Source organism: Paraburkholderia sp. SIMBA_030 (assembly GCF_046535245.1).
Classification (GTDB): Bacteria; Pseudomonadota; Gammaproteobacteria; order Burkholderiales; family Burkholderiaceae; genus Paraburkholderia.
In genome coordinates this window covers 443,331-455,383 of sequence record NZ_JAWRXB010000003.1, presented here as the reverse complement: position 1 = coordinate 455,383, position 12,053 = coordinate 443,331, and the positions used below count along the sequence as shown (strand labels likewise).

At 56.1% G+C, this 12,053-nt stretch carries 8 protein-coding genes; 4 read left to right on the top strand and 4 right to left on the bottom strand.

Annotated elements, in window-relative coordinates:
* The 3 genes from SB772_RS07500 to SB772_RS07490 all read left to right on the top strand — a co-directional run.
* Positions 1–935: EH signature domain-containing protein (locus tag SB772_RS07500; protein ID WP_410832626.1), on the top strand; the 935-nt coding region annotated here is incomplete at its 5' end.
* Positions 936–937: 2 nt separating this feature from the next.
* Complete coding sequence (locus SB772_RS07495) at positions 938–4,804, top strand: SNF2-related protein (RefSeq protein WP_410832625.1); 3,867 nt, start codon at positions 938–940, stop codon at positions 4,802–4,804.
* Positions 4,805–5,011: 207 nt separating this feature from the next.
* Entirely contained in the window at positions 5,012–6,919 is a 1,908-nt protein-coding gene (locus SB772_RS07490) for a DUF262 domain-containing protein (protein ID WP_410832624.1), read from the top strand.
* Positions 6,920–7,542: 623 nt separating this feature from the next.
* Here the strand turns inward: SB772_RS07490 and SB772_RS07485 are convergent.
* Positions 7,543–7,875, bottom strand: a complete 333-nt coding sequence (locus SB772_RS07485; RefSeq protein ID WP_410832623.1) for a hypothetical protein — start codon at positions 7,873–7,875, stop codon at positions 7,543–7,545.
* A gap of 711 nt (positions 7,876–8,586) precedes the next feature.
* Positions 8,587–9,780, bottom strand: a complete 1,194-nt coding sequence (locus SB772_RS07480; protein WP_410832622.1) for a hypothetical protein — start codon at positions 9,778–9,780, stop codon at positions 8,587–8,589.
* A 208-nt stretch (positions 9,781–9,988) separates the two neighbouring features.
* On the opposite strand from SB772_RS07480, the gene SB772_RS07475 reads away from it, so the two are divergent.
* Positions 9,989–10,369, top strand: coding sequence for a DUF3800 domain-containing protein (locus SB772_RS07475; RefSeq protein WP_410832621.1), 381 nt, complete (start codon positions 9,989–9,991; stop codon positions 10,367–10,369).
* A gap of 189 nt (positions 10,370–10,558) precedes the next feature.
* On the opposite strand, the gene SB772_RS07470 is transcribed toward SB772_RS07475, so the two are convergent.
* Both SB772_RS07470 and SB772_RS07465 read right to left on the bottom strand, forming a co-directional pair.
* Positions 10,559–11,626, bottom strand: a complete 1,068-nt coding sequence (locus SB772_RS07470) for an HNH endonuclease (RefSeq protein WP_410832620.1) — start codon at positions 11,624–11,626, stop codon at positions 10,559–10,561.
* Positions 11,623–12,015 carry an HIT family protein gene (locus SB772_RS07465; protein ID WP_410832619.1) on the bottom strand — a complete coding sequence of 131 codons (393 nt, stop codon included), beginning with the start codon at positions 12,013–12,015 and terminating at the stop codon, positions 11,623–11,625. The genes SB772_RS07470 and SB772_RS07465 overlap by 4 nt, the downstream gene beginning before the upstream one ends.
* Positions 12,016–12,053 lie beyond the last annotated feature (38 nt).

Below are 12,053 nucleotides of genomic sequence, written 5' to 3'. Positions count from 1 at the left end.
TACGGGGTGCGATGTCTCTGCATGATGGACACCTCCTGTTCCAAAGAATAGGTGTCCACGAAACCGGGTCAACTCCAGCTGCAGGCATTGCGACGGCTTGGAATCGCGTGCCCGACGCCGTTTGGCGAATGGTCTTGCAATGGGTGAATGAAGGCAACCTGCGGGACTTTTTCGACGTACTGGCCGCTCGGAATAGCGCCGACGAGGGCCGGCTTGCGTTCTGGAGCCGCTACATGCGGCAGATTTCGTGGACGCGCCTGATTTTCAGTAACGAAACGGTGTCACTCGCGCGAAGCAACCGGGAAATCCGGGAGCTTATCGCCCGGGAGGCTGGAGCGTACGCGACCCTGTATGGGAACAAGAACATTGATGCGTTCATCATGCAGATTGGCGAGTACATCATTGTGGAGTTCAGCACAACGGGCAACGCCGCGTACGTCTATGATTCTGCAACCCTCCGGTTCGACAAGTATTCACCGACCTATCACGGCGGCTCCGAGGATTTGCGCTACGGATTTCGCACTGGAGCCCGATGCCGAATCATCCATAATGCGGGCTGGCAGTCTAGCGCGGCGCACGAACTGGCCCGGCTTGGCATTCGTCCCGACGAGGATACGAAGCAGTCACGACTGCCCCGTCCCACCTTAGTAGAAACGCGACAAATCAAGACGCCGCCCCAATCGGGGCTGGCAGGACCGGGATGGGTTTCGCCCACCGTTCCCTCGCGAGTCGCCACTCAAACACCCTTTTCCATGGCAGCGCTGGAAGCCCATGTCGAGCAATACATTGGTGCCTACGTCGATGACAGGCGCCAAGCCGCCGGCGGGCGACTATGGGTTGAAGACCCGCGACAGGACATAGCGCTTGGCAGACAGCTGAAAGCGTGGGGCTTCAAGTGGGCTAACTCACGTTCGGCGTGGTATTACGTGGAGTAAGGATGGCTTTCTTCAATCTGTTCAAACGCGGCGCTTCGACAAATACGGCGCGTCCGAGCTTCCAGCCGGAATGGACCGAGCGCGGCATTGCGTTCAGGCTGGCCGTTCCATTGCCGGCCCCGACAGTCGATGAACTCCAGGCGAGAGCGTATGCCGTTGAGCAGCACGAATTCGTTCTTGCTCACTACCTCCTCCAACTGGCGCAGGGAGGCGCCGCGTCGGTTGATGCCGACTGCCTTCTCCTCCCCTGGCCGGAGTTTTTTCGACTGAGGGAGATGCCCGAACATCAGTCGTCGCTCGCTAGCTTCGTCGTCCCACCCGAGCGACCGTTCCAGCCAGTCCTGAACCATCAGGCCACGCTATCAGATTCATCCTTCGACATATTTGTCGAAAGCTGGGAGCTGAACGGGTTGAGCATCCGCACTGCTCGACGGACAGGTGCCGTGCTGACTGTCGATAATGAGGAAGCGCTCCTGCCCGCGGCAACATGGGAAACGGTCGAGACCATCGACCAATTCCGGCACCGTCCCGCCGAGCAACGGACGCAACATTTCAACGAACTGGGTTGGGGAAAGATTCGCTCACAGGCGGATATTGCCAGCGCTCTCTATAAATCCCAGTACCTGGCAACGACACACGTTCTAACACCGGACAAGCTCCGTCTTCCTCAGGCGAGGGAAGAGACCCCTTTCGGCCGTGTTCACACCGTAATGCCCACGTTCGACGGCGCGCCTGACGGATGGTTGCGTGCCTTTGACCAGTTTGGGACCGTCCAGCCTCACTATGACCTCGCGAGCAGCGACGGCGGACGGGTCCGCATCGTGTTGTCCGAATCCGTTCGCAAGGTCCTCCAGGTCATTAAACGCGATATGCCGGGACGCCGTGTCGCCGGCGTACGTGCCGAAAAGTTCATCCACAACCCGTGGGCTTTTCTCGGCGACAGCGCTGCGGAAGTGCTCGATGAGGAAGACTTCCTGGTGGACAAAGCTTCTGCTGGTCCGCTCACGACAATCTTCTCGGTCGCGACCCGGATGAGCGACGGTCGCATCGACACCGTTGGACTCGTCGTGACCGAACACTATGCCGATGGCACGGCGCGAACGTCTGATTGCAGGTTTGAAGGTACGGCATCGTTCGCGGAATTTGTGACAACGCTAGAGGGCGCCCTACGCGAGGAGCGAGAGCTGTTTCCGTGGAACGAGTTCGACCTTACCGTCGATGCCGAAACAGCTTCCCAGCTTGAGACCGCTCGACAGGTTTTGTTTTTGTGGCGGAGTCAGCCTGCAGCGCGCATTGATTTCACTGACGTCTACACGCTGGACGGGTACAGCGACCGGATTCACGGAATCGGCGTGGCCAAGCCTGTGTATGTACCAGTCATGCAGAAGGCTTCTTCCGACGCGGATGATGAAGGCGGCTGGCTGCCCGACGAACTCACTCCGATGGTGTCAGTCACGTTGTCCGGACACGACGGTCACGTGATTATTCCGCTCACTGCAGAGTGGGTTGAAAACTTCGAGCATGCAGTTCAGCAGGCAGAAAAGGAAGGAGCCGGCGAGGTGCGTGACCCCGAACTGCCAACGGCCATCGATACGGCTCAGGCGCGGCAACTCGCCGACGCATTCGGTTCGATGATTGCCGCCAGTGAAAAGGTCAAGGCGGAAAAGGCCGGTGGAGAGGCGAAGTCGCGCAGAACGAAGGAAAGCCTGCTCGTCAAAACCAACTTCAACGAGGTTGACTATCAGGAGGCGAGGCGAACAGTCCTGACGCCACCCGAGGAAGCCACGGCAATCCTACCATCTTCCCTGCGGCCATCCGTTTCGCTGAAAATGCATCAGCAACAGGGCATTGCTTGGTTCCAGCATCTCGTCGGACTGAGCCCTTCGGACTGCCGGGGAGCTCTCCTCGCAGACGATATGGGCCTAGGCAAGACGCTCCAGTTACTTACTGTGCTTGGCTGGTTTTACGAACAGCAGCCCGAAGGAAAACCCTCACTGGTTGTCGCACCGAAGAGCCTACTGGAAAACTGGGCTCAGGAAATTGAGCGATTTTTTACCCCCGCTTACCCCGCCCATGTTGTGTTGCATGGCGACGAATTGCGAGCGAGAAAACAGCCCATAGACCTCATCGACGAACAACTGCAGACTCGGGGTATCACCGACCTGCTCAAACCAGACTGGCTCGGGAACCACAAGGTCATCATCACGACCTACGAGGTACTGACGAATTATGAATTCTCGTTCGCCCGCCAGGAATTCGCGTTTGTCATTTGCGATGAAGCGCAACGCATCAAGACCCCTGGTACGCGGGTTACGCTTGCCGCAAAAAAACTGAAAGCAGACTTTCGTATTTCCTGCACGGGCACGCCAGTGGAAAACTCCCTAGCCGACCTATGGTGTCTCTTTGATTTTGTGCAGCCGGGTCTGTTGGGTGCGCTGGAGACCTTCGGGCGGACTTACCGCCGGCCAATTGAGTGCAACACGGAAGAACACCATGAGAGTTTGGCCCGGCTCCAGTTGCTCATCGCACCGCAAACCTTGCGTCGAACCAAGGAAGACATTGCCGACGAACTCAAGAAAAAGTACTTCGTCCTGCAAGGATTGACGCAAGCGGCAGCCTCGCTCAGCGCCAATCCATCGGACGGTGAGCGGCTAGAGGTCGCAATTTCAGGCCACCAGTTGGTGCTCTACAAGGGCGGCCTCAAAAAGCTGCAGGACGCCGCCTCGGAGCGGGATGCCCGGCAGCGCGCGAGACTTTCGTTCGGCGCCCTACATCTGATGAAGGCTGTTTGTGCAGAGCCTTACTGTTTACCGGGAAGCCGGTTCGCCCCGGACAAGCGCGGACTTGATGCGCATCTTGAAAATTCGCCGAAGATGCGTTGGCTGCTCGAGCAACTTGAGGAGGTTGCACGCCGCTCGGAGAAAGCAATCGTCTTCACCGAGTTGCGTGAAGTACAGGCGGCGCTCGCCTACTTCATCCATCAGCGGTTCGGCCTGAAACCGTCGGTGGTGAATGGTGACACGCAGGGCCGGCAGGGTTTCATCGACCGTTTCTCTGGAACCGGTGGCTTCAACGTCATCATTCTTTCCACCCTGGCTGCGGGCGCTGGACTCAACGTGACGGCGGCAAACCACGTTTTTCACTACACCCGCGCGTGGAACGCCGCGAAGGAAAATCAAGCCACGGACCGCGCATATCGCATTGGCCAAGAAAAGGATGTGTTCGTCTACTGCCCAACCATTGTCGCCGACTTTCCTACGTTCGAGGTACGTCTTGACGAAATGCTGAAACGAAAGGGAAAACTTGCGGGTGCAACGATGAACAATTCGTCAATGGAAGACATGCTGAACGGCAACATCGAAGACGTGCGGATGTCTGAACTATTGGGGGACGTGCCTGGTTCCACTCAGATTGAGCTCAGGTATCTCACGATGGAGGATGTCGACCGTCTTGACGGCACCAGCTTCGAATTCCTTTGCAGGCTGTTGTGGGAAAAGCGCGGATATGTGGCGTCAGTCACGACAAAGATGCGCGGCGACCGTGGAATTGACGTGATTGCACTGCAGGGAAAGGAAGGCGAGTTGCTCCAATGCAAGTCGTCTGCGAATGCCGAAATCGGATGGGATGCGGTGAAGGAAGTGGCCGCCGGTGCCGCGCGATACCAAAACACCTATTCGGGGACGCGCTTTAGGCGTATATGCGTAACAAACCGGCGTTTTAATACCGGCGCGCATGACCAAGCCGACGCGAACCGTGTTCAATTGATTGAAAGAGATGGTCTAGAGCGTCTGCTCACCCAATATCCTCTAACGGTTGAAGAGTTAGACGATGAATTGATGAGCAAATTGTCGTTCTCTAGCGCAGCGTAGAAATTTGTGGTTCAACCTGTTCAACCAAAAAGACCGAACGTGAGACTAGCGGCTGGGACTGCGAACCCATTTGATGCTTGGCAAGATGAAGAGTCGAGAAACCTCCACTTGCCTGCAACAGAAACGCCGCGAGAGTTGCACCATAACCCAACCGTCACGCGCTTTTCTTCCTAACCACAGCTATCCTCAAAGACTACATCTATTACTATGGCCAGGTCAGCGTTTCAAACGAATCCAATCGCCCTGCGGGAGCTACTTGACGACTGCGACAGGGGTGCTCTTCAACTGCCCGACTTCCAGCGCAGTTGGGTATGGGACGAAGACCGCATCAAAAGCCTAATCGCGTCCATCTCCCGAGCGTTTCCTGTTGGCGCACTGATGACGTTGGAGACGGGGGGCGATGTTGAGTTCAAGCCCAGGCCAGTTGAGGGTGCCCCGCGCTCAGCTCACTCGGCTGTGCCGCGGGCATTGTTGCTTGACGGTCAACAGCGAATGACGTCGCTCTACCAAGTAACACTCCGCGGCAAAGTCGTGGAGACCGTTACTCCGAAGAACAAGAAGGTTAAACGCTGGTTTTATATCGATATTAGAAAAGCGATGGACCCGTCGTGTGACCGTGAAGACGCCATTGTTGGTGTGCCGGAAGACAGAATTATCCGTACGGATTTTGGGCGTTCAGAGGTTCTTGACCTGACGAGGCCGGAACGCGAGTACGAGACACTGATGTATCCCGTTTCACAAGTGTTCGACTGGGATTCATGGCAGGATGGCTTCCAGGAACATTGGCGCGGAGATGAGCACTCAGACACGCGGAAGTTGTTCAAAGCATTCAAGCAGGCGATTCTAGAGAACTTCAAGGACTACCGGGTCCCTGTCATCGCATTGGACAGGTCCACATCGAAGGAAGCGGTGTGCGTTGTGTTTGAAAAGGTCAATACTGGTGGCAAGCCGCTTGACGCATTCGAACTCGTTACCGCGATGTACGCCGCCGAAGGACATGAACTTCGAAAGGATTGGTTCGGCAGCGAAAATGCGAAGGGTCGGCAGAGCCGCTTCGTAGAGACGTTGCGTCCCGCAGATGCTACTTCGGGCATCATCGCGAACGTTACCAATACCGATTTCTTGCAAGCAGTCTCGCTCTTCTACACTCGTGAGAAACGCCGGGAGGCGGAGCAAGCCAATAAATCTGGAAAGGATTTGCCATCGGTCAGTGGAAATCGTCAGGCGCTCCTGAATCTTCCGTTGGCTGCTTATAAGAAGTATGAGGTGCAAGTCGAAACTGGGTTCATCCATGCAGCTAAGTTTCTTCATATGCTGCACATATACCGAGTGTTCGACTTACCCTATCAGTCACAAATCGTTCCGCTTGCGGCGATTCTTGCCGACATAGGAACTGCGTGGGAGCACGATACGGTTCGCACAAAATTGGTCCAGTGGTATTGGAATGGCGTCTTTGGTGAGTTATATGGTTCGGCGGTTGACTCGCGCTTCGCGCGAGACTTCTTGGAAGTGCCGGCATGGCTGAACGGCGGACCGGAACCGACGACAATCAGCGAAACCATCTTTCGCGCCGACCGGCTAAAGACGATGCGGATGCGCCTATCGGCCGCGTACAAGGGTGTGAACGCCCTGCTCATGAGGGACGGCGCCCGCGATTTTCGTTCTGGGCAGAAATTCGACCATACCGTGTTCTTTGGTGAGAACGTCGACATCCACCATATCTTTCCGCAAGACTGGTGTAAAACCAACGGCATCAAACCCGCCATATACGATTCGATAATCAACAAGACCCCTTTGTCCTATCGAACGAACAGGATTATCGGTGGAGTGGCACCGTCCGAGTATCTCGCGAAGCTTGAGGGCGGTAATTCGGCAACCCCGCCTATCAACCGGGAACGACTGGACGAGCATCTTGAGTCGCACTTCATCAATCCGGATTTGCTTCGAAGCGATTCGTTCGAAGCATTTATGTCAGACAGACAAAAGCAGTTGCTGGCTTTGATTGAAGATGCGATGGGTAAGCGCGCGTACACCGGGGAGATTCGTGAGGAGGGTGAAGATTACGAGTCGGACGAGGCGACATTGGAAGCCGATTTGACGATGGATGCCGCATAGCTACGACCGCGGTTGTATACTCGCTGTGTGAGGAGAGGTTCAACTTCTCCTGGATTGCCGGACGCCGTCGCCGAACTCAGTGGAATTCCGCATGGAACTCGGCGCGCTCACCTGCCGAATCTGATTGCGCACGGCGTCAAGATTGCGGCGAACCTACATTGCACCGGTGACGTCAGAACGGAACATCTCGTTCATCCAACTCGACCTTCGGAATAAGCCTTCTCCTATCCGAGCACGCTGTCGGTTGACAGCACGTTGACGACGGTCTCCAAGAACCACACGGTCTATTTGGTCGACAACCTGGCCACGGGACATAATGAAACGCAAGGCTTGCCGGGCTACACCGGTAGCCTGCCCTTCACTCGAGGGCAAAGCGTCAACGGGGAAGTTGTTGTGGCAGGCGTTCCGCTGAGCTTCCCAACCACACTTCGCCTGTGCAGATAATCTTCGACGCGCCATATCACCGTGTGCTGATGCTCGACAACTACGCGTCGATGGGCGTGGCGAGCACGGCAAGTACATCGTGGGAAGCCTCAATATCGACTTCGGGGGCAGCACAGCTGTCATTAGCGACAGTCAGCTCGTCGGCTATCTGTGCAGGAAGGTCCCGCGACCGGATAGGCTCAGAAGATTACGTTAGGGCCCGGAATACGACTCAAGATTTCTTTCATTGACGCCTCAGCCACTTCTTGAACAGTCCTAGCATGTTCGTGAGCTTGAAGGGCCTGGCGTTGCATTGAAAGTGTGCGCTCCAACGCGTTTCTTAACTCCAGTCCCATCTCCTGAAGACGGGATTCGCAGCTCCGAACACAATCGGAAAGCACTTCAACGGCAACGACTGACTCGGCAGCCAATTCTTCGATTTGAAAACGGAATTCTGGCGACGGTGGCTCTTTCTTCACAAGGCATCGAAGTTTTTCGAGAGAAATTTCGATGGCTGAAAGCGCGCGGTCCATTTCGGTCTCATGGAATGGAATAATTGACATCATCGACGCCCTAAAAAGACTGAAAACAACGGTTACCGCAGATGCAGCATCTGCCCAGTATTAGCTCACTCAAGCTTCAACAGCCCCCGTAAATCTTGATGGTTCGGCCTCTTGCTGCGCGTATGACCACTTGTGCACCAACGACAGCGGCCCAAGATTGAGCCACGCTTGGCTCCGTCCACCGTCAAAGGCAAGCGGTATTTCGTTGCCTAATACTAGAGCCGGAACTTGTTGATGAACGAGCGCGAACGCACTTTCGCAGCCAACCTGTGCCCATAGCTTTCCGCTGGTCAGCAATGCCTACTGCTGAGCGAGGATGCCTTCTGCGAAAACCTGGTCATAGCCGCGCTCCTGCATCCCGTTGACAATACCGCCGCCGCGCTACCAAAGCAGAGATGGACCGTGCCCAGCTGCGAATGCAATGCGAAGGCTGGCTTGCCGCCAATTTGCGCCTCAACACCATCATTGATGCACTGGCACTGGTGAAGTAATGAATAGTGCTCGCAAAGAAAACGAGAAATTGCGGGCAAATTCCGGCCAAAAAGACCCTGAAACCGGTGAAAACCTCGAAAAAGGCTAAAAGCGCTGACTAGACTCCCTGAACTTTGAGAGAGTTCCTTGATGTGAGAGCGCTGCGACCTGAGAGCCCGCAGCTTTACGCCCCGCGCAATGCGGGGCTTTTTATTGCTGCGCTCGACGATATGGGTACGCGTCCAACACGCCTTGGCGATGCTCGGCGCTCATCGCTGCTTCCAGTTCGTCGAACCACACGAACAGTTCGTCCCAGTTGTTTAGGCTGAACACACGGGTGCCGTATCGCTCCGTCAACCGAACGCCCGGATGAGACACCAGTTCCGCCATCGGCTGGTCCATGATAAAAGCGTCAACGTACGGCGCGTAAGTCGAGATGTGCTTTATATCGAAGAACACTCCCGACAGGCGCCCGAGCGCCTTTTCACGATTTTGGTACGAGCCAGCCTTTACGATTGCCTTCAACGTCGCGAGCATATGAGTGGTAAGCCATTGCGTCGGAACGTTCTTAAAGTGGTCCGACCGGAAGAATTCACCGCACCGTCGAAGCTTATCTTCGGCCGGCATCTCCTCTGGCAGCAGGAACATGAACTCCTGCACAATCATGGCTATCGCGGGCGAATCGAGAAACACGTCGATGTCGCCCCTGAACATCCTGAAGACGAACTCTAAGTAACTGCCGATGAGCGTCGGGCCGATTTGCGCATACTCTGCCTCCACGTCACCTTCGAACGACCGTTGCGATGTTCGCCACTCCGGAAAAAGGTCGACCAGCTGCTCGACGGACTGTCTTTTGAGCTGTGCCAACAACTCGGCGTCACCCAGATACCCGCCAACCTCGATGCGAATATAGCCGTCCCATTCGGCGACGTGCTCCTCTTCGAGGGCATCTTCTAGACTGATGACATGGTCGGCCGGCTCGCCTGCCAGCCAAGCGCGGAACGCACGCGTCAACTGCGTCTTTTCGACTTCCGATGCCCGTTCAAACTCGGCGCCGCGACTGGTGTCCTTGATGAACGGGTAAAGCTGGTCAGCGTAGTCGCGCCACTGCGTTTCATCTTCGTGGATTGACGAGTAGGGCGCGACCAGCAACTGGTCTTCGGCAAGCTGCTTGATACGCTCCGCTGCCTGAACGAATCTGGCGTCCCTGCCGCGGAAAGCGCACGAGAAAAAGAACTGGTCGAGATAAATCACCTTCTTCCGGATGGGCGGCAGCATAAGGCCGTGCGAATACCTGCAGCGCTTGCAGCCCTGCAAGACATGGTCGCCATACACCTCAACGTTGCCGAAGGAGTTCTCCTGCCCGCAGCCAGGGCAGTTTCCGAGCACGTATGTGACCAGCATATATCACCCCATCTTAATGTCAGTGTTGCGGCAGGCGTCCGCTAGACGGGAGCGTACTCCTTCCCAAAGCATCGGGCAGGTACTGGATGCAGGCGTCAACAGCCGCACCGGGCTGTCCAGCATCCAGGTCGGTCTTGGAAGGCCGAGCGGAAGTGCTTTCTGCTTCGCCTTAAGCGTCACAGGCACCGTCCAACGTCTGCATGAATTCATGCTGCTCAAAGGGCTGGAGCATGAAGTGAACAGTGGTCGAGTGGGGCTACCTCGATACGTCACCGTTACTCTCAACGAGGAACAGTCTCTCGACCAGATTGCGATTGAGGGCATGAAGCAACGCATTCACGACGGTCTTCAGAAACGACACGAAAATGAGCTGATACTCGAGTCAATCGTTGCCGTGTCTTCGAAGAATAGCGCTTTGGTGCAGCTGGCGGACGTCGTCGCGGGCTCGGCGAACCGTCGATTGAACTTCACCGGCACTCGCAACCATAAAGACGACATCGCAGACCTTGTCATCGAAAGACTCGGCATCGAACTGGACAGCGGCGAACGTGATGCCGACCTGGACGCGACGGTTATGTTTCGCATCTGAGCAACGTTCGTGTCACAGGCGCGCGACAGCTTGCAAATGCCATCATGTTCAGTGCGGTGCAAAGGCCGTCGGCGCGACAAGGTTAGCTCCACGCCTCTATTGGCTGGCAATTCCCAGTTCAGCGACCGCCCAGTTCAAGAGCGTATGTCCGGGTATTGACGATTCGCAACGAGTCAAACTCTTATCTGGTTAATGCCCCGATAAGAGGCTCAGGTAGAGCGAATCGACATTCTCATAGGTCGTCGGGGACAACCATGCACGACCGCCGGTGTCGTTCGCCACCTTGTAACCCCACGTCGCTACACGCTGGACAATCTCTTTGTCACCTGAAACGCCAGCAAGCAGTCCGATTTCCGCGAGCTGCTGCTCTTTGAACACAAGACGTTCGAGCCAGCGCTCCAGGTGTGGTCTCGCCGCGAGCGTGTCAGACTTACTGCGATTACAAGCCGGATGAGCCAGGACGAAATTGTGTGCCAAGTCCCTTGAGTAAAGCGAGAATGGGACGAAGTGGTCGATGTCTGCGTCGGCGAGTCGTTCTCCGCAGTAGAAGCAACGCGAACCGTCCAGCTTGCGCAACTGAGTGCCGATGATGGCGAGCGACTGTCGCGAAGACGAGAAAAGAAAGTCCTCAAGGTCATCAGCGTTCCCGAGAATCGGGTGATTACGGCGATTTGCCTTTATGTGCGCGACCCATCGAGTCCGCGCCATCTGCTCCACGAGGCTATAAAAGCGGCGTAGGCAATAGCTGACGCCCGCCTTCAGCGTCACCGAGCCTCTTGACTGGCGCTCATACAGGAATGGGTCTGTCACCCCGGCAAAGTTTTGAAGGTATTTCAAGGGCTGCGCGGACACTACGGATGCTACCTTCGACAACAGTGGCACATAGCTCGGTAAGGCTGATGCTTGTAGCGCTGATGACGCTGGGGTCCCGGCTCGGAATTCTGAGATTGAATTGAGAATCGCGGCTTGGACCCCAAGGTTCTGAACCAAAACGCCGGGCTGACTGCCCGTACGACCAGTTCCGTACGGGGTCGCATGTTGCCAGTAGAGATAGACGAACCGCTCTGCAATTTGACGGGTGGTCAACGTGAGTTCGGCCCCGTCGTCGGCGCCGTGCTCGACCGCCAATTCTGCGAATGAAATCACAAGCGCGAATTTATACGTCGCAGTGAAATCGCCCTCGGCGAATAATCGTTGAAGCTTCGCGAGAAAAGTCAGCTGCGCTTCCGGGGATGGTGTAGGCAAGCTGAAACTCAATCTCGTTGGCTCCAGTAGTCGGCCTTTGCAGGTATTACCCACCGAATGCCGCCGCGCGGGTCTGCTACATCGCCTGTGAAACGAGGTATTAGATGAATGTGCAGGTGAGGCACGGTTTGTCCGGCAGCCGGACCGTCGTTGATGCCAATGTTGAATCCGTCCGGCTCCAGGGACGCGAGTGCATGCGCCTTGGCGTGGTCCAGAAGGGTAAGAAGGTCATCACGCTCTTCAGCACTCACGTCGAAGAACGAACGAACATGACGCTTGGGGATGACAAGACTGTGTCCAGGTGAGACGGGAAACCCATCCAAAATCCACATGGCATGTCGGTTTTGACCCACGATGCGGCAAGTCGGAATCTCGCAAAACGGACAGGTCTGTGACGACATCGAGGACTTCTTCGAAGACTTGAGGGAGCAGCCCATTT

Excerpts from the sequence above, each read along its gene's own strand:
- SB772_RS07490 (WP_410832624.1), top strand. The coding sequence starts at position 5,012 with ATGGCCAGGTCAGCGTTTCAAACGAATCCAATCGCCCTGCGGGAGCTA.
- SB772_RS07485 (WP_410832623.1), bottom strand. The coding sequence starts at position 7,875 with ATGGACCGCGCGCTTTCAGCCATCGAAATTTCTCTCGAAAAACTTCGA.
- SB772_RS07465 (WP_410832619.1), bottom strand. The coding sequence starts at position 12,015 with ATGTCGTCACAGACCTGTCCGTTTTGCGAGATTCCGACTTGCCGCATC.
- SB772_RS07480 (WP_410832622.1), bottom strand. The coding sequence starts at position 9,780 with ATGCTGGTCACATACGTGCTCGGAAACTGCCCTGGCTGCGGGCAGGAG.
- SB772_RS07495 (WP_410832625.1), top strand. The coding sequence starts at position 938 with ATGGCTTTCTTCAATCTGTTCAAACGCGGCGCTTCGACAAATACGGCG.
- SB772_RS07475 (WP_410832621.1), top strand. The coding sequence starts at position 9,989 with ATGCTGCTCAAAGGGCTGGAGCATGAAGTGAACAGTGGTCGAGTGGGG.